Below are 16803 nucleotides of genomic sequence, written 5' to 3'. Positions count from 1 at the left end.
CTGCTAATCAGCGACGAAACGCTCAAGCAGCAAAACATCATTGCCTTTGTAGGTAGCCTCCGAAAATGTCTTGAAACCGAGCTTTCGTGCCACTTTAAGTGAAGCTTGATTCCAATGATCTATCATGCAGACCGTACGCGCCGATATGTGCTGCCGGTCGATCCAGTCAAAAGCGGCTTGGGTAGCCTCGCCCGCCACACCTTGACCGTGCCTTGTATATTTTATTCGCCACAGCGCTTCTGGTAGGCCATCGAAAGATGGCCCGTTACAGCGATGAAACCGCGCCACCCCCGTCTCACCAATCAATTCCCCGGTTTCACGATCCACCACCAGCAATGGACCGTAGCCAAAGATCGTCCAATGCCCGATCCAGCGTATAAGCCTGTCCCATATTTGCTCTTCGGTCAGACCGGGTAATATTTCTACGTCTTCAGCTATGTTCGGGTCATTCACCCAGATAGCCTTATAGGCTTCAAAATCGCCAATGCGCTGCGGCCGCAATAGGAGACGGCTTGTTATGATCATGATCAGGATTTCCCCCACACGGACGCGATGTTACCGAAACAAAGCCGTATTTTCAATGTGTTAGGAAGTAGAGTGGTGCGGATAGAGGGACTCGAACCCCCACGGTCTCCCGCCAGAACCTAAATCTGGTGCGTCTACCAATTTCGCCATATCCGCATCCGAGGCACGTAGCCGAACCTCAAGCGCGCGTCTCTATAGCACCGTCTTTCCAAGGGTCAAAGGAAAAAGCCGGGTATTCGACACTTATATTTTCAGTGTCGGTTTATGTTCCAAACGCTAATAGAGCGGCTCCTCATAAAGAACCTTTCCATCACTCCGCAGCGAGCGTATCTGCGCTTGCCCTTCATCCGAGACGGCAATTACGACATCTATATTGCGCTTACGCTGCTGGTCCTCGATAGCGATTCCCTGACCTTCAGGAACGTAATAACGCTCTATGCCGTAACTCACACGATACGTGCCGTCAGGAGCCAAATAGCCATAGTTCTGCATGTTCCCACGGATTTGCACTTCCTCAGGATTAAGGTCCGTTCGTGGCTCCCAGGAAGCCGCAACGAATATCCAGCGCTCATCTGAACCTTTGGCCAGTGTCACATAGATATTAACAAGGCCGGAGGATGTCGGACGAGTGCCGCTCACTTTGCCAGCTATGATAGTGGAAATGTCGTAGGATAATGTCACATAATCCCCGCGTAAAAAATCGCGAGGATCAACCGGTTCACTCAACAGAATCACGTCTTTGCCATGGCGCAGGATGGATGCCCGTTGCTCGACCATGGCATACAGGGCACCGGATTGCAGAAGCGCTACAATGATTCCCAGCCAGATAATGCGCTTGCCTGTGAACATCATGCTGCTCCCTCCGCCTGCGCAATCTTCTTTTGCAACCGGCGTTCCATTCGAACCACAAAGGCGGCAAGCAGCAAAACCAGCACTCCGGCGCACAGGAAGAAGCTTGCTGTTCCGATGAGCGTGCCGACGGTCTTGAATGCCAAATAAAGCACTTCAAGCGAAAAGACGGTATACGCCATCCACCTGACAGCCAGATTGCGATAGCCGGAAAGGACGAGACCGGCGATCGTACAGGCCAATATGCCAAAGCCGATGATAACCTGATCTTGCACTTCACCATCGAAGCGCTCAAACTGGAAATAGCTCACTACCAGAAGCAGCATCAGGAACCCGTACGCGCCAATTGCTTTGCTCCAGCCTATCAGCCGTTGCAGCGTTGGCGTTGCCAGCGCGTCTGTCAGGAACAGCACTCCGCCAGCAGCCGCAGCGAGCCAGAGAATCCAATCATCATCGAATTCCTCGTGAATGGCAAAAACATACGCGATAAGTACGAGCGCGATGAAATGACGTGCGACTTCTGCCTTGGTATACCAGACAAGGCCAGCACTGACGAAAAGCAGAACGGGAAGCAGCCAGGCATAATTTTGTGCGTCATTGCCTCCATCCAAAGCCAAGAAGAGATAGAGCGCCACTATCGCAACGCCGGTAGCGACCAGCACGGGAGAACGAAGGCAAAGCGCTGCAATCATAGTCCCAGCCGCCCATAGCAGAGCGGCCTCTGTCGCCTCGCCCGACAAATGGTACATCTGGCCAATGAGCGCGATACCAGCACCGAAGGTTATAGCTGCAATCAGATAAAGCGCCTGACTGAGCATCTTTTCGCCAAGGCTGGCACGCCACGCACCACCGACATAGCCTATCCACAGCACTGAAATGATCATGACCACGCGAACAAGCCGTGGCATGGCTTCCCAATTCGCGGCAACAAGCGAAATGATTGCCGCACCAAGCAGCACAGCGCCAAGCACGGCCAGAATGCCGCCAAGACCGAAGCCGGAGCGGGTTTTCTCCACGTCCTTGCGCAGGAGATCAGCCGTCCCCTCGTCAATCAGGCCGGCCTGCTGCCAACGAGCAATGTGCTTTTTAATACCAATCGAAAATGCCACGAAGCGCTCCTGAGTCTTGCGTGGCTTCAAATAACGCCAGCAACAGGAAAAACGCAATTACTACGCCGTTTTGCCCCAATAGCCGCAATGATGACTTTTGTGCGTCGCAGCAATTAAAATCGATTAATGATGCAATGCAGCATTTGCATAGCTGATCTGCAATCTTGTCTCTGCAAATATCGACGGCCCTGCACTATCTTCAGTTCAACGATCAAGAGTGATCAACAAAATAACAAACCGAAGTGGTGATTGAAATGAACCTTATCCGCTCTTACAGCAACTGGCGCCGTTATCGCGACACGGTTACTGAATTGAACCGCCTGTCGACACGTGAACTTAGCGATCTGGGCATTGCCCGTTCGGACATCCCGTTCGTCGCCAAGAAGTCTGCAGTACGCTAATAGCGTAAAAAGAATATCGCCGGGGCTTTACCTCCTCCCAAAGCCTCCGCGATCAAAGTCCGGCACTCCTCCTCCCAGCCGGTCTTTAATTAACGACACCCACCGCACCTCCTCCCGCGGTGGGTGTTGTTGTTTGTGGGGTACGCTACTCAGCGCTGCCCGTCATACCCTCGCTCCTGCCATTCCGATAATCGCATCACATCTGGCGGCCCGCCTGCGGGTTCGTACCAGGAATCGACCGCCCATGACGTGCCTGTGCGGTCTCGCAACACGGCTGTGAAATGCGGATAGCGGCCATCTACGAAATTTCCACGCGAATCCCGGTTGCCAACTGTGTGGTAGTGTAACTGGCCCGCACGTTGCAGATAACTCAGAAAACTGCCCGTATTGGCTGCCTCATCAACACAATCCATCTGGCCTTTTTCGCGCCCTTTGCCGAAATCCATCTTCGGACGATCCCTGATCCCGATCACATCGGTGCTGCGGCGCTCAAATACTTGCACTGCCTTTCGCACGGCTGCGCGCTCTGCCTCCGCAGATTTGCGACCGCCAGCCATTATGGATGCAATTTTGCTGCGTTCGGCAGGCGTCAGAGTCACAGATGTTTTGAATGTGCAGCCATAGCCATGGCAGACACTGAAACTTTGGGCATGTGCATCCGATATGGAGGTACATGCCATTGCCGTTAGCAGAATAAGAAAAGCCCGTCTCATAGCCCTAGAATACACCCCAAATGCTTATCAACCTCCTGACGAAATCGTGGGGTAAGCAATGACGGGGTGGAAACCCGCATCTCCCAGCCCTACATTGGAACTCCCATCTCAAATGATCCCCGGGAGTTCATCATGGAAAAACGTCGCCTTGGCCGAACAGGCCTCACGATTGCACCATTGGTCTTTGGCGGAAACGTCTTTGGCTGGACCGCAGACAAGAAAACCTCGTTTGATCTACTCGACCGGTTTGTCGATGCCGGCCTCAACGCCATTGATACGGCAGACGCTTACTCCCGTTGGGTTCCCGGCAATGAAGGCGGCGAATCCGAGACCATCATTGGTGAATGGGTTAAAGAGCGGAAAGCCCGTGACAAGGTGGTCATCATTACCAAGGTCGGTTCGGATATGGGCCAAGGCAAGAAGGATCTGTCTCCCGCCTATATTACAAAAGCCGCCGAAGCATCCTTGAAGCGGCTGCAAGTTGATGCAATCGACCTTTATTTGTCCCACTGGCCTGATCCCGAAACACCATATGAAGAAACACTTGCCGCCCACGAAAAACTGCTGAAAGCAGGTAAAATCAAATCGATGGGCTGCTCCAATCTCGATGCGGGTCAATTGCGGGAATCGCTCGATGTAGCAAAGAGCAAGGGCCTGCATCGCTACGACGTGCTGCAGCCTGAGTACAATCTCTATGATCGGGCGAGTTATGATGGTCCGTTGCGTGACCTTTGCATCGCAGAAGATATCGGCGTCATCACCTATTTCAGTCTGGCGAAGGGTTTTCTCTCCGGCAAATACCGCAGCGAAGCAGACCTTGGCAAAAGCCCACGTGGCGGCGGAGTTAAGGAATATCTCAACCCTCGCGGAAATCGCATTCTCGCAGCGCTTGATGATGTATCCGCCAAACACAAGGCGAAGCAGGCTGAAGTTGCACTGGCCTGGATCATCCACCGCGAAGGCGTTACCGCGCCAATTGCCAGCGCTACATCGCTTGAACAGATCGACAGCCTTATCAAAGCGGCGACTCTGGAACTCAGCAAAGATGATCTGGCAACGCTCGACACTGCAAGCGTCTGATCTGCCGAACCCATAATGAAAGCCGCCCGGGCCATCTGTGGCGGCTTTTTCATTGAAGCCAGCAACCAAAAAGACTATTGGTGCGCCATGTCACACAAACCCGTACACATTATTGGCGGCGGTCTCGCCGGTTCCGAAGCTTCATGGCAGCTTGCAGAGGCTGGCATTCCTGTCATCCTGCATGAAATGCGCCCCATACGCGGCACAGATGCTCACAAAACACAGGACTTCGCCGAACTGGTATGCTCCAACTCCTTCCGTTCGGACGATGCAGAAACCAACGCCGTTGGTGTACTTCATGCCGAAATGCGCCTTGCGAATTCGCTGATCATTGCTTCCGCCGACGCGCATCAGGTTCCCGCAGGCAGTGCGCTTGCAGTGGATCGCGATGGATTTGCGCAAGCCGTTACAGCAAAGATCGAAGCTCATCCGCTTATCACCATCGAACGTGAGGAAATCACCGGCTTGCCGCCCGCAGATTGGGACAAGGTGATTATCGCTACCGGCCCGCTGACAGCACCTTCGTTGGCGGAGGCCATCGGCAATGAGACTGGCGCAGACTCCCTCGCCTTTTTCGATGCCATAGCCCCTATCGTGCACTTCGACTCCATCGACATGAACACTTGCTGGTTTCAGTCGCGCTACGACAAAGTCGGCCCCGGCGGTAACGGCAAGGATTATATCAACTGCCCCATGTCGAAGGAGCAGTATGAGGCATTCATTCAGGCTTTGATTGCGGGCGATAAGACCGAATTCAAGGAATGGGAGGGGACTCCCTATTTTGATGGCTGCCTGCCTATTGAAGTCATGGCCGAGCGCGGACCAGAGACATTGCGGCATGGTCCGATGAAGCCGATGGGCTTGACCAATGCCCACAATCCGACCGTGAAGGCCTATGCGGTGGTGCAACTGCGTCAGGATAATGCGCTTGGCACGCTCTACAATATGGTCGGTTTCCAGACAAAACTGAAATACGGCGCGCAGACCGATATTTTCCGAATGATTCCCGGCCTTGAGAATGCAGAATTTGCCCGCCTCGGTGGTTTGCATCGCAACACCTATCTGAATTCACCGCTTCTGCTTGATCCAACTTTGCAGCTGAAATCCCGGAAGGGGTTGCGTTTCGCCGGACAGATCACGGGATGCGAAGGTTATGTCGAGTCAGCCGCCATCGGCCTTCTGGCAGGTCGCTTCATGATTGCGGAACGTCTTGACCATCCGGTAACACCGCCTCCGGCAACCACTGCTTTTGGGGCTTTGCTCGGCCACATTACCGGCGGACACATTGTTTCGGACGAAGAACCCGGCAAACGCTCTTTCCAACCCATGAATGTCAATTACGGGCTGTTTCCGCCAATTGAAGCGCCGAAATCCGAAGGCAAGCGCCTTCGCGGCAAGGATAAGACAAATGCCAAGAAGCGCGCCATGAGTGCAAGAGCATTGGCGGATTGTCGCGCTTGGCTGGGCCTGCCTGCTGTTGCGCAGGCTTCTATCTCCCCCCTTGAGGGGGAGAATGTGATTTCAGCTGCTTAGCTCTTGCTAAGTGCTAGAAATCACAAGAGAGGGGAAAATGCTCCCATATTTGAGTGCAATCTCCTGAAAACCATCGCTTAATGTTGTGCGTGCTTCGACAAGCTCAGCATGAGGAAGGTGGTCTGGTGGCAGCGCGTTAAACCGTGCAACGTTTATGGTCATCCTGCAAAGCAAAAAGATCCTCATGCTGAGCTTGTCAAAGCACGCACAGAGCATTTGCAACAGCTTAAATATGCAGTGCGTGTCCTAACGCTTTCAGTGCGGCTTCTTGGAAGCCTTCGCTCTGTGTTGGATGTGCATGAATAGTTCCTGCAATATCCTCAAGACGCGCACCCATTTCCAAGGCTAGCGCAAACGAAGCTGAAAGTTCCGAAACGCCAGTCCCAACGGCCTGAATGCCTAGCACGAGATGATTGCCGGCGGCGGCGACCACGCGCACGAAACCTTCTTCGCCTTCTTGCGTCATGGCGCGGCCATTAGCAGCAAACGGGAACAGGCCAATTTTGACCTCGTGCCCCGCCTGTTTCGCTTCTTCCGGCGAAAGGCCGACGGTCACGATCTCGGGATCGGTAAAGCACACGGCTGCAATCGCCCGCTTGTCCCAGCTGCGATTATGTCCTGCGACGATCTCCGCAACCATTTCACCCTGCGCCATTGCACGATGCGCCAGCATGGGTTCACCCGTCACATCGCCAATGGCATAGACACCCCGCATTGACGTGCGGCACTTGTCATCGATCCGCACAAACTTGCCGTCCATGTCGAGATCAACTTCCTCAAGGCCCCAACCTGTCGTCACTGGTTTGCGCCCAACAGTCACCAGCACCTTGTCGGCGGCAATCTTGTCGTCATTGCCGTCAGCCGTTTCAATGAGGAGCGCATCACCTTTTGCGCTCATGCCCTTTGCTTTAACGCCTGTAAGAACAGTAACACCCAAAGCATTGAGATTCTTGACAATTGGCCTTGTCAGTTCAGCATCATATTGCGGTAGGATTTTCGATTGAGCTTCGACTACTGTTACCTTGGAACCCAGTTTGGCATAGGCCGTGCCCAGCTCAAGGCCGATATAACCACCACCAACGACAACCAGTTTTTCCGGCACGCTCTCAAGTGAAAGCGCCTCGGTGGACGAAATCACATTGCCGCCGAATGGCAGCGAAGGTACTTCCACCGGTGCGGAACCAGTTGCGATGACGATATTTTCAGCGCGGATAATCTGCTGACCCGTCAGGGTTTCGACTTCAACAGTCTTTCCGTCTCGAAATTTTGCCCTGCCCGTGACGATCTTCACATTGGCCTTCTTCAAGAGCCCGGCCACACCGTTGTTGAGGCGGCTGACAATGCCATCCTTCCAGGCGATTGTTTGCGTGAAATCGATTGCCGGATCGCTCACCGATATGCCGAGCGGCGTCTGCTTTGCCGCAAAATGCGCAACCTTGGCAAATTCGTCCGCCGCATGGATCAGCGCCTTGGAAGGAATGCAACCAACCATCAGGCAGGTGCCACCCACTTTGGCAGCTTCAACGATCACCGTATCAACATTAAGCTGCCCAGCGCGAATAGCGCAGATATAGCCACCCGGACCAGCGCCAATAACCAGCAATTTGCAGGTAATATCCTTCATGGGTCTCAGTCCTCAACAAATATCATGGCTGGCGTTTCGAGAAGCGCCTTGATGCGCTGGATGAACACGGCTGCATCCCAGCCGTCGATAACCCGGTGATCAAAGCTCGAGGAAAGGTTCATCATCTTGCGCGGTATGAAAGCAGTACCATCCCACATCGGGCGGATCATGATCTTGTTCACACCAATGATTGCAACTTCCGGATGGTTGATGACGGGCGTGGTTACAACGCCGCCCATGCTACCCAGTGATGTGATGGTGATGGTCGAACCGCTAAGTTGTTCGCGTGTAGCTGTGCCGGTCTTTGCCGCATCCGCAAGCAAATTGACCTCAGCTGCACAATCCCAAAGCGTCCTTGCTTCCGCATGTTTGACGACCGGCACCACAAGTCCGCCCGGCGTCTGTGCAGCAATACCGATATGCACGCCACCATGCTGATGGATAATATTCGCCTCGTCATCATATAGCGCATTGAGTTGCGGCTGGTCGGCAATCGCTTTCACCATTGCGCGCATAAGGAATGGCAAAATGGTCAGCTTGGCCTGATCAGGACGCTTTTTGCTGTTAAGCGCTGCACGCAGCTCTTCCAGCGACGTTACATCGATCTCCTCGACGTAAGTAATGTGCGGTATGCGCGACTTTGCGATCGCCATCTTCTCGGCAATCTTGCGGCGAAGTCCGACGACCTTGATCTCCTTGACGGAATTATCCGGGCTCAATGCCGCGACACCCGGCTTTTGCGCACCGCGCAAAAAGAAACCATCAAGGTCTTCATGGGTAATTCGGCCAGCCGGACCCGTGCCACTGACCTGACGCAGATCAACACCATTATCACGGGCGCGCTGCCTTACGGCGGGAGAAGCCAGAGGTTTTTCACCTTCGCTGCGTGGCGCACTCGTGTTGAAAACGGTTTTCGCAGCAGGTTTTACAGCTTCTTGCGGCTTGGGCGCTGGAGCTGTTGCTTTGCTCTCTGGCTTTGCTGCTTCAGCAGGCTTTTCTGCGGGCACTGGCTCTTCAGCCTTCACAGGCTTGGCTGGCTCAACGGCGGCAGGTGCGTGACCCTCACCTTCGATTTTGAGGCGAATGATTGGCGAGCCGATTGGAATAACCTCACCGATCTCGCCGCCCAGCCAGATGATTTCACCATCGACTGGCGAAGGAATCTCCACGGTTGCCTTGTCAGTCATGACGGCAGCAAGAACCATGTCCTCGCGTACCAGATCACCGACCTTCACATTCCATTCGACCAGTTCAGCTTCCGCAACGCCTTCGCCGACATCCGGCAGTTTGATGACATACTCACCCATTTCAGAGTCCTTCCAGCGTTTCAACAAGCGCGCGTCCAACGCGCGACGGACCGGGGAAATAGTCCCACTCCTGCGCATGCGGATAAGGCGTATCCCAGCCAGCAACGCGCGCTACAGGCGCTTCAAGCTTGTAGAAGCAATGCTCCTGCACCAGCGCCGCAAGTTCGGCACCAAATCCGGAAGTTAGTGTTGCCTCATGCACAACAATGCAGCGCCCGGTTTTTGATACGGACTCGATGATTGTTTCGAGATCAAGCGGCAGCAAGGTGCGCAGGTCGATGATTTCCGCATCAATATTGTGCTCAGCCGCTGCGGCCTCGGCCACATAGACCATGGTGCCATAGGTCAGGATCGTCAGCTGCGAGCCTTCACGGCGCTTGATCGCCTTTCCAAGAGGCACGGTATAATGGCCGTCCGGCACCTCGCCAAGATCATGCTTGGACCACGGCGTAACTGGCCGATCGTGATGTCCGTCGAATGGACCATTGTAAATGCGCTTGGGTTCCAGGAAGATCACCGGGTCCGGGTCTTCGATTGCCGAGATCAGCAATCCCTTGGCGTCATATGGATTGGATGGCACGACAACCTTCAGGCCGGAAACATGTGTGAACAGCGCTTCCGGGCTCTGACTGTGGGTCTGACCACCAAAGATACCGCCACCGACCGGCATGCGTACGACCATAGGACAGGTGAAATCGCCATTGGAGCGATAGCGCAGGCGCGCAGCTTCCGAAACGATCTGGTCATAGGCCGGATAAACATAATCAGCGAACTGGATTTCAACGCATGGCTTCAAGCCATAAGAAGCCATTCCGATTGCAGCGCCAACAATGCCAGCTTCGTTGATTGGGGCATCAAAACAGCGCGTCTTGCCGTATTTCGCCTGCAACCCTTGCGTGCAGCGGAAAACACCGCCGAAAAAGCCGACATCCTCACCGAACACGACCACATTCTCGTCGCGTTCCATCATTGTATCCATCGCATCGCGAATGGATTCGATCATCGTTTTACGTGGCATTGATTAAACCCCCGCCTGCTGGCGTTGACGGCGGAGATGCGGAGGCATTTCCTCATAGACACCTTCGAACATATCGCGTGCCGATGGTTTGCCACCCGCATGCAAGGTTCCAAAGCTTTCAGCTTCCTTCTGTGCGGCGATAACCGTATCGAGTATTTCCGCTTCGGTTTGCGTGTGCCGCTCTTCCGACCAAGCACCTCGTGCAATCAGATGGTTTTTCAAACGCATGATCGGGTCGCCGAGCGGCCAGGCCTCGGATTCCATCTTTGGCCGGTAAGCCGATGGATCGTCCGATGTGGAATGTGCACCGGCGCGATAGGTCACATACTCAACCAGCGTTGGCCCGAGATTGCGGCGGGCGCGTTCAGTTGCCCACTGGGCAACGGCAAAAACCGCGAGGTAATCATTGCCATCGACGCGCAGCGCCGGAATGCCGAAACCGAGGCCACGTGCTGCAAAAGTGCCCGAACCGCCGCGCGCAATGCCCTGAAATGTCGAGATCGCCCATTGGTTGTTGACGATATTGAGAACGACTGGCGCCTTGTAGGTGGACGCAAAGACCAGCGCAGCGTGAAAATCCGATTCAGCAGTCGAGCCGTCGCCGATCCATGCCGCGGCAATCTTGCTATCCTTCTTGATCGCCGAAGCCATGGCCCAGCCAACAGCCTGAATATATTGGGTCGCCAGATTGCCGGATATCGAAAAGAAGCCGTGTTCCTTCGATGAATACATGATTGGCAGCTGCCTGCCCTTTAATGGATCGCGCTCGTTGGAATAGATCTGGCACATCATTTCGACCATCGGGTATTCACCCGCGATCAAAAGACCAGCCTGACGATAGGTCGGGAAATTCATGTCACCCTGCACCAGCGCCTTGCGGAAGGCACAGCTGACTGCCTCTTCGCCCAGATGCTGCATGTAGAACGAGGTCTTGCCCTGCCGTTGTGCAATCTGCATGCGCGCATCAAAGGTGCGCAGCGTCATCATATGGCGCAGCCCCTCGACCAATTGATCATCGGTCAGCAGATTGGCCCAAGGGCCGACAGCTTCACCTTCAGGATTGAGCACGCGGATGATCGAGAATGCCAGATCGCGCATATCTTCAGGGTTGGTGTCGACATCCGGCCGTCTTACCGAGCCTGCATCGGGAAATGTTACGTTGGAGAAATCCGGTTCACCGCCCGGACGCACCGCCGGTTCCGGTACGTGCAGACTTAGCGGTCCAAACTCAACAGCAATACCATCGTCCGACATTACGCAGACCTCCCAATCGTTTTATGCCTTTTGCCCATAGTAGCATAAAAGATCAGCGTAGCGGCAACGGGCCGTTTACTTGCGGTAGCTTGGAACAACTAAGAAACTGAATCAGAAATCAATGCTAAGCCAATGATATGATTTATTTAATTTGGTTGACTGCCAGAAAGCAGGGTTTTCCGGCTCAATAAAAAAGCAATGATGCGCCGGTTCGGGCACGGCGCATCGATTATTTCATTCAAAGAGCCACGGTTTTTTGTAATGAAATGTTCAATCCGTGCAGCAAAATCCCTAGGCTGCTGCGATCAAAAGCATATCGCGGCGGGCGTTCTCCCGTATTGCATCACGATAAATGCCATTGAGCAGTGAAAGCATATCGTCATTGGCGGCCGCCGGAATTGCCTCTGTGCCGAGTTCGGGCGCGGCAATCTGTTCGATCATATTGCGGACCACATCATGCAAACCAAGTTTGCGCTTGCCATTGGCGATGTCGCGCCAGTTCTGAATGGCGATGCACAAAGAGCCATGTGTACTCTCGGCTAATCCTGCAGCGCTGAACAGTGCACTCAACACATGCGGGCGGCCATCAATAAGCAGACTGCGGACACGGCTGTGCTTGTAACCCGACAGTGCCACAAGAATAGCACCGAAGAAATCGATCTTTCCTGTTGCGACCACCCGAATGACAAATGCTGTCGTAATGTCACCGCGCAGTTGCAAATGCTCGATCAGAGCAGGATATTCTTCCATGGGCGTTGCCGCTACCAGATCAATGGAAGCTTTGACACAGGCATCCTGTGTGATCCGCTCCGCCCTGCGCGTTCCCATTAATGCCTGAACAATATCCATCTGGCATAGCGCTTCCGCTGTTTTAACAGCCAGCATGTGACGGCAATCGGCTGGAATCCGGTCATCATCAACCAGCAGAGATCTCACTTCTGCAAGATGCCCCAGACGTTCGAGCACACGCCGGTAGCTTACAGGCATGATTTTTGCCTGAGTATTGGCGAGCAGTTCAAGAACAGCTGCTGTTTCGCCCACTTCGATAATCGCAGCGCAAACAGTTGGCGACACCCTCGCCCGCCCGGCGATTACGCGTTGCGCCTCACCACAACCGCCCGCAACACAATCAATCAGATCACTGTCACTTAACAACACTGAGCGACCCAGAATGTAGGTGGCGATTTCGATCTGGTCACGCGCAAGGCTGGCAACAATATGGGCCGGTGCACGCACGCTCGTTGAAAAAGCATCCGCCAGCGCAAGCCGTACTTTTGGCGAAGGATCATCAAGGAGCAGCGTAAGCACAGCTTCTGTGGCGCAATGCTCATCATGCTCAAGTTCGGAGTGCAGATAAATATGTGCCAGGGCAGCCGTGGCATGACAACGTTGCGCCACCGAAGCGTTCTCGATCATCCTGAGATAGTGTTGTATCGGCATCTCTTATCGCCCCCGATTTTTCTTCTGGATCGAGATTAGGGGAAAAAGGTTTACGATCGGTTCACCATATTCATTAACCACGATGGACGATGTAGCCCTGTTGCGATCTGCCCAATGCCGTCATAGTCTCCCGCAAAATCATTGCGGAGGTTCAAAATATTATGGCTGGCTTGTATCTGGAAGAGTTTGAGGTTGGGCACGTCTTTAATCATGCGCTTCGCAAGACAATCACCGAAAGCGACAACATGCTGTTTTCGGTCATGACCTTGAACACCCAGCCGCTTCACATCGATTTTGACTTCGCCAGCAAGACCGAATGGGGAAAACCTCTCGTCAACTCATTGTTTACATTGGGTTTAATGATCGGAATTTCTGTAAATGATACCACAATCGGCACGACAATCGCCAATCTCGGCATGACCGATGTGACATTTCCTTCACCGTTGTTCCATGGCGATACGGTGCGCGTGGAAACACAGGTCATCTCCACCCGCCCGTCCAGATCCAAGCCCGATCGTGGCATCGTTGAGTTTGAGCATCGCGCCTTTAACCAGCACGGCGTTCTCGTTGCAAAATGCACGCGGCAGGCCATGATGAAATCGAAGAGTGCCTCCTGATGCGCTCCCTCCTGTTCATCCCGGGCGATTCGGAGAAAAAACTGGAAAAGGGCCTGACCAGCGAAGCTGACGTTTTGCTGATTGACCTTGAAGATTCCGTCAGTGCGGAGCGCAAAGCAGCCGCCCGGCAAATTACCGCTGATTTTCTGAAATCAAACCACGGCAGGTCCTCACCTCGCCTGTTTGTGCGCATTAACGATCTGGCCAGCGGCCTTGCCGATGACGACCTTGCCGCAGTCATGCCATCCCTGCCTGTTGGTATTCTTCTTCCCAAATCCAATAGCGGTAAGGATGTAACGCAGCTCTCGACCAAACTGAATGTGCATGAGGCACTGACGGGACTTGCTGAAGGCGTTACGCAGATCATTGCAATCATCACCGAAACCGCAATCGGGACTCTATCCGCAGGAACCTATCCGGACGCGTCGAAACGATTGATCGGCGTCAGCTGGGGTGCAGAAGATCTCTCTGCCGTTATCGGCGCAACAGCTGTACGAAACGAGGCAGGCGTTTACACCGACGTGTTTCGCATGGCGCGCGCTGTTACAATTCTCGGTGCCTCTGCTGCGGATGTTGCCGCTATTGATACTGTCTACATTGATTATCGCAACGAAGAGGGCCTCGCCCGTGAATGCGTGGAGGCTGCTCGCGATGGATTCACGGCCAAACTGGCAATACACCCGGCGCAAATTGCGACCATCAATAAGGTGTTCACGCCTTCGGCTGAAGCAATCGAGCAGGCAGAACGGATAATTGCAGCATTTGCAGCGGACCCTTCTGCCGGCGTTATAGGTATTGACGGTAAAATGTTCGACCGGCCGCATCTGAAGCGAGCGGAGCGGCTTATTACCAGAGCAAGATCACTTTGATTCGCCCCATTTGGGCCTGAACATCTGGTAGGTTACCTCAGTGGTGGCGAAATCCATGTAGCCGAGCCGGGAAACCGGCTTGGACTTGGTAATATCAACGAGGCCATCGGTCAGAACATCTTCGCTGATGTGAACACCGACCACTTCGCCTATGACCATAATTGCAGCAACAGGATTGCCGTTGCGGTCTTTCGGTCGACGAACCTCTGTCACCACACATTCAAGCGAGGCAAAGGCTTCTGTTACACGCGGCGCGGTGATCAATTCACAGTCTGCCGGTGTCAGTCCCGCATAAACGAATTCACTGGTGCCGCGTGGCGCATTCACCGAACTTGCATTCATTGCAACAGCCAGGTGGCTGCTGACCAGATTGGCAGCAAACTCTCCTGTCTCTTCAACAAAGGCAACGCTGTCCTTGTAGCCCTCCGAACAGAACATGACGAGACACGGCTTTGTGCTGATCATGTTGAAGAAAGAGAAAGGCGCAAGGTTGATCGCGCCGGTCTTCGACCGGCTTGAAATCCAGCCTATTGGCCGCGGTGCAACGATTGCCTTCAATGGATCGTGCGGTAATCCGTGCCCGTCAGCATATTTGTAGAACATTGCCGTACTCAGCCTTTCCAAGGCCCAGAATATTCAGAAAGCACCGCATCAACTTCCGGACGGGGACGTTCAGGCACTTTTTGTTCACAAGTTCCTATATGGATGAAACCTGTAACCCGTTCATGTGGCGCAAGACCCAGCAGCGCCCGGCCCTTCTCGTCAGATGAATACCAATTGCTGATCCAGTTCGTGACATATCCGAGCGCATTGGCAGCGAGGCACAGTTTCATGGCCGCTGCACCGGAGGACAGGAACTGTTCCCATTCAGGAATGTGATGTTCAACGGGAGAGAAGACAACACCGATAACCAGCGGAGCACGGGCGAAACGCTTCAATTCCTGTTCGCGCCGTTGCTCTGTCAGCGGACCTTCACGCTCTTCGCAAAGCTCTGCGAGATATTTCCCAACCTCAACGCGCGCATCTCCCCGATAAAGAATGAACCGCCAAGGTGTCAGACGGCCGTGGTCCGGCACTCGCGAAGCAATGGTGATGATCTTGCGAATCTCTTCGTCCGATGGCGCTGGAAGACCAATGGCGGAGATCGGTGTGGAGCTTCTTGTCGATAGAAAATCGAGCACTGACGTGGATGCAGATGTGTTCATGGAGTAATCGAAACGACCCTGTTGTAATACTGCGCGGACAATGGCTTCGTTTTATCAGCCAAGTAAAGACACGAGATTGAGAAAAGCCTTGAAATTGCCACCGGCTTCGGATCAAAAGCTTGCATGGGCGTATTCCAGACAATTGCCACAGGCAGCATTCTCCGCAAACCTTTGTTTGCTGTTGTAGCATTTATCTGTCTGTCGCTGGCAACACCCATCGCATTTGCTCAGTCGCTGACTCAGGACCTACCGGAAACAGCTCCGCTTGATCTGCCAGCTATTGTTCCCCCTGCGGGCAAAGGCGATTTGCCGAAGATTCCCAATTTGAACGAATACGCCAATCCGAAAGCCCCGCAAAATAGCCCGCTGGTCAATGAGCCTGAACTTATCCTTACAGCCAAGCTGTCAGATGACAGTGAAGCGATTGGCCGTGGTCTGGTGTGGCGAGTATTTTCGCCCGACCCCGGGCCTGATGGCAAGCTTAGCTTACTCGCGACAGCAAAGGGTGGCACGACTTCGTTCAACCTCGCTCCCGGCAGCTATCTGATCCATGTTGCTTTCGGTCGTGCCGGCGCTACAAAGCGCATTTCCATGACCCGCGCCAAGCGCAGTGAGACAATGATTCTCGATGCGGGCGGGATCAAGCTGAACGCCGTTCTCTCCGGTGGCGGACGTATTCCGCCTGATCGCTTGAGATTTGCCATCTATGAGGATCACGAAGATGCCAACGGCGAGCGTGCTCTGATCATTCCCGATGTCAAACCGGACAGCGTGGTGCGGTTGAATACCGGCACCTATCAGATCGTGTCCAATTACGGCACTGCCAATGCCGTCATCCGCTCGGATATCCGTGTTGAGGCTGGCAAGATCACCGAGGCGAATGTTGAACATCGTGCTGCGCTGATGACCATGAAGCTGGTCCGTGAGGCTGGCGGCGAAGCGCTCGCCGACACGGCTTGGTCCGTACTGACGACATCAGGCGATATAGTTCGGGAAAGCGTTGGCGCTTTCGCATCCATGGTTCTTGCGGAAGGCGAATATGTCATCATCGCCAAGAACAAGGACAAGATTTACCAGCGTGATTTCAAGGTTGTGGCTGGACGCAACGAGGATGTCGAAGTGATCGCTTCCAACGGCGCGAGCACCGCAGCCCAACCGAATCAACCCGCCGAGGGTGAAGAGCCGCTGGACTGACGGGGCAATGGAACACAGTGTTTTGCGTGGTTCGACGGGGCTCACCATGAGGAGACTGTTTATAC

The 16803-nt window shown here is 54.0% G+C and carries 17 protein-coding genes and 1 tRNA gene; 6 read left to right on the top strand and 12 right to left on the bottom strand.

Going from position 1 to position 16803, the window contains the following annotated elements; translation table 11 throughout:
- Nucleotides 1–3: 3 nt before the first annotated feature.
- The 4 genes from PMI41_RS11780 to PMI41_RS11765 form a co-directional block, all read right to left on the bottom strand.
- Complete coding sequence (locus PMI41_RS11780; protein ID WP_008125002.1) at nucleotides 4–525, bottom strand: GNAT family N-acetyltransferase; 522 nt, start codon at nucleotides 523–525, stop codon at nucleotides 4–6.
- A 73-nt stretch (nucleotides 526–598) separates the two neighbouring features.
- A tRNA-Leu gene (locus tag PMI41_RS11775) sits at nucleotides 599–681 on the bottom strand.
- Nucleotides 682–801: 120 nt separating this feature from the next.
- Nucleotides 802–1377: a GDYXXLXY domain-containing protein gene (locus PMI41_RS11770; RefSeq protein ID WP_008125000.1), complete on the bottom strand. Its 576-nt coding sequence runs from the start codon at nucleotides 1375–1377 to the stop codon at nucleotides 802–804.
- Nucleotides 1374–2483 carry a DUF2157 domain-containing protein gene (locus PMI41_RS11765; protein ID WP_008124998.1) on the bottom strand — a complete coding sequence of 370 codons (1110 nt, stop codon included), beginning with the start codon at nucleotides 2481–2483 and terminating at the stop codon, nucleotides 1374–1376. Before PMI41_RS11765 ends, PMI41_RS11770 begins: the two co-directional genes overlap by 4 nt.
- Nucleotides 2484–2737: 254 nt before the next feature.
- Between PMI41_RS11765 and PMI41_RS24720 the strand changes: the two genes are divergently transcribed.
- Nucleotides 2738–2884: a DUF1127 domain-containing protein gene (locus PMI41_RS24720; RefSeq protein ID WP_081497128.1), complete on the top strand. Its 147-nt coding sequence runs from the start codon at nucleotides 2738–2740 to the stop codon at nucleotides 2882–2884.
- A 149-nt stretch (nucleotides 2885–3033) separates the two neighbouring features.
- Here PMI41_RS24720 and PMI41_RS11760 read toward each other — a convergent pair whose 3' ends face one another.
- Nucleotides 3034–3597 carry a hypothetical protein gene (locus PMI41_RS11760; RefSeq protein WP_008124996.1) on the bottom strand — a complete coding sequence of 188 codons (564 nt, stop codon included), beginning with the start codon at nucleotides 3595–3597 and terminating at the stop codon, nucleotides 3034–3036.
- Between the two features lie 132 nt (nucleotides 3598–3729).
- Between PMI41_RS11760 and PMI41_RS11755 the strand changes: the two genes are divergently transcribed.
- A complete protein-coding gene (locus tag PMI41_RS11755) occupies nucleotides 3730–4677 on the top strand; it encodes an aldo/keto reductase (RefSeq protein ID WP_008124994.1) in 948 nt (315 codons plus the stop codon).
- 87 nt (nucleotides 4678–4764) lie between these two features.
- Nucleotides 4765–6210, top strand: a complete 1446-nt coding sequence (gene trmFO, locus PMI41_RS11750) for a methylenetetrahydrofolate--tRNA-(uracil(54)-C(5))-methyltransferase (FADH(2)-oxidizing) TrmFO (RefSeq protein ID WP_040854690.1) — start codon at nucleotides 4765–4767, stop codon at nucleotides 6208–6210.
- A gap of 226 nt (nucleotides 6211–6436) precedes the next feature.
- On the opposite strand, the gene lpdA is transcribed toward trmFO, so the two are convergent.
- The 5 genes from lpdA to PMI41_RS11725 all read right to left on the bottom strand — a co-directional run bounded on the left by lpdA (nucleotide 6437) and on the right by PMI41_RS11725 (nucleotide 12853).
- Nucleotides 6437–7834, bottom strand: a complete 1398-nt coding sequence (lpdA, locus tag PMI41_RS11745; RefSeq protein WP_008124990.1) for a dihydrolipoyl dehydrogenase — start codon at nucleotides 7832–7834, stop codon at nucleotides 6437–6439.
- A 5-nt stretch (nucleotides 7835–7839) separates the two neighbouring features.
- Nucleotides 7840–9141, bottom strand: coding sequence for a dihydrolipoamide acetyltransferase family protein (locus PMI41_RS11740; protein ID WP_008124988.1), 1302 nt, complete (start codon nucleotides 9139–9141; stop codon nucleotides 7840–7842).
- A 1-nt stretch (nucleotide 9142) separates the two neighbouring features.
- Nucleotides 9143–10159, bottom strand: coding sequence for an alpha-ketoacid dehydrogenase subunit beta (locus tag PMI41_RS11735; RefSeq protein ID WP_008124985.1), 1017 nt, complete (start codon nucleotides 10157–10159; stop codon nucleotides 9143–9145).
- A 3-nt stretch (nucleotides 10160–10162) separates the two neighbouring features.
- Nucleotides 10163–11413, bottom strand: a complete 1251-nt coding sequence (locus tag PMI41_RS11730; protein ID WP_008124984.1) for a 3-methyl-2-oxobutanoate dehydrogenase (2-methylpropanoyl-transferring) subunit alpha — start codon at nucleotides 11411–11413, stop codon at nucleotides 10163–10165.
- Nucleotides 11414–11704: 291 nt separating this feature from the next.
- Nucleotides 11705–12853, bottom strand: a complete 1149-nt coding sequence (locus tag PMI41_RS11725; RefSeq protein ID WP_008124980.1) for a DUF2336 domain-containing protein — start codon at nucleotides 12851–12853, stop codon at nucleotides 11705–11707.
- A 161-nt stretch (nucleotides 12854–13014) separates the two neighbouring features.
- Between PMI41_RS11725 and PMI41_RS11720 the strand changes: the two genes are divergently transcribed.
- Both PMI41_RS11720 and PMI41_RS11715 read left to right on the top strand, forming a co-directional pair.
- Nucleotides 13015–13470, top strand: coding sequence for a MaoC family dehydratase (locus PMI41_RS11720; protein ID WP_008124978.1), 456 nt, complete (start codon nucleotides 13015–13017; stop codon nucleotides 13468–13470).
- Complete coding sequence (locus PMI41_RS11715; RefSeq protein ID WP_008124976.1) at nucleotides 13470–14339, top strand: CoA ester lyase; 870 nt, start codon at nucleotides 13470–13472, stop codon at nucleotides 14337–14339. Before PMI41_RS11720 ends, PMI41_RS11715 begins: the two co-directional genes overlap by 1 nt.
- On the opposite strand, the gene PMI41_RS11710 is transcribed toward PMI41_RS11715, so the two are convergent.
- Together PMI41_RS11710 and PMI41_RS11705 are read right to left on the bottom strand one after the other, a co-directional pair.
- Nucleotides 14331–14942: a flavin reductase family protein gene (locus tag PMI41_RS11710; RefSeq protein WP_008124974.1), complete on the bottom strand. Its 612-nt coding sequence runs from the start codon at nucleotides 14940–14942 to the stop codon at nucleotides 14331–14333. The two genes, PMI41_RS11715 and PMI41_RS11710, sit on opposite strands and share 9 nt — an antisense overlap.
- An 8-nt stretch (nucleotides 14943–14950) precedes the next feature.
- Complete coding sequence (locus PMI41_RS11705; protein ID WP_008124972.1) at nucleotides 14951–15544, bottom strand: nitroreductase; 594 nt, start codon at nucleotides 15542–15544, stop codon at nucleotides 14951–14953.
- A gap of 123 nt (nucleotides 15545–15667) precedes the next feature.
- Between PMI41_RS11705 and PMI41_RS11700 the strand changes: the two genes are divergently transcribed.
- A complete protein-coding gene (locus tag PMI41_RS11700; RefSeq protein ID WP_008124971.1) occupies nucleotides 15668–16738 on the top strand; it encodes a hypothetical protein in 1071 nt (356 codons plus the stop codon).
- Nucleotides 16739–16803: the final 65 nt, after the last annotated feature.

This window comes from Phyllobacterium sp. YR531 (genome assembly GCF_000282595.1).
Lineage (GTDB): Bacteria > Pseudomonadota > Alphaproteobacteria > Rhizobiales > Rhizobiaceae > Phyllobacterium.
The sequence above is the reverse complement of the archived record's forward strand: the minus strand, read 5'-3'. Positions and strand labels throughout refer to the sequence as shown.

Bases quoted from the DNA above. Each gene is read 5' to 3' on its own strand.
- PMI41_RS11780 (WP_008125002.1), bottom strand. From the start codon at position 525: ATGATCATAACAAGCCGTCTCCTATTGCGGCCGCAGCGCATTGGCGAT.
- PMI41_RS11770 (WP_008125000.1), bottom strand. From the start codon at position 1,377: ATGATGTTCACAGGCAAGCGCATTATCTGGCTGGGAATCATTGTAGCG.
- PMI41_RS24720 (WP_081497128.1), top strand. From the start codon at position 2,738: ATGAACCTTATCCGCTCTTACAGCAACTGGCGCCGTTATCGCGACACG.
- PMI41_RS11760 (WP_008124996.1), bottom strand. From the start codon at position 3,597: ATGAGACGGGCTTTTCTTATTCTGCTAACGGCAATGGCATGTACCTCC.
- PMI41_RS11755 (WP_008124994.1), top strand. From the start codon at position 3,730: ATGGAAAAACGTCGCCTTGGCCGAACAGGCCTCACGATTGCACCATTG.
- trmFO (WP_040854690.1), top strand. From the start codon at position 4,765: ATGTCACACAAACCCGTACACATTATTGGCGGCGGTCTCGCCGGTTCC.
- lpdA (WP_008124990.1), bottom strand. From the start codon at position 7,834: ATGAAGGATATTACCTGCAAATTGCTGGTTATTGGCGCTGGTCCGGGT.
- PMI41_RS11740 (WP_008124988.1), bottom strand. From the start codon at position 9,141: ATGGGTGAGTATGTCATCAAACTGCCGGATGTCGGCGAAGGCGTTGCG.
- PMI41_RS11735 (WP_008124985.1), bottom strand. From the start codon at position 10,159: ATGCCACGTAAAACGATGATCGAATCCATTCGCGATGCGATGGATACA.
- PMI41_RS11730 (WP_008124984.1), bottom strand. From the start codon at position 11,413: ATGTCGGACGATGGTATTGCTGTTGAGTTTGGACCGCTAAGTCTGCAC.
- PMI41_RS11725 (WP_008124980.1), bottom strand. From the start codon at position 12,853: ATGCCGATACAACACTATCTCAGGATGATCGAGAACGCTTCGGTGGCG.
- PMI41_RS11720 (WP_008124978.1), top strand. From the start codon at position 13,015: ATGGCTGGCTTGTATCTGGAAGAGTTTGAGGTTGGGCACGTCTTTAAT.
- PMI41_RS11715 (WP_008124976.1), top strand. From the start codon at position 13,470: ATGCGCTCCCTCCTGTTCATCCCGGGCGATTCGGAGAAAAAACTGGAA.
- PMI41_RS11710 (WP_008124974.1), bottom strand. From the start codon at position 14,942: ATGTTCTACAAATATGCTGACGGGCACGGATTACCGCACGATCCATTG.
- PMI41_RS11705 (WP_008124972.1), bottom strand. From the start codon at position 15,544: ATGAACACATCTGCATCCACGTCAGTGCTCGATTTTCTATCGACAAGA.
- PMI41_RS11700 (WP_008124971.1), top strand. From the start codon at position 15,668: ATGGGCGTATTCCAGACAATTGCCACAGGCAGCATTCTCCGCAAACCT.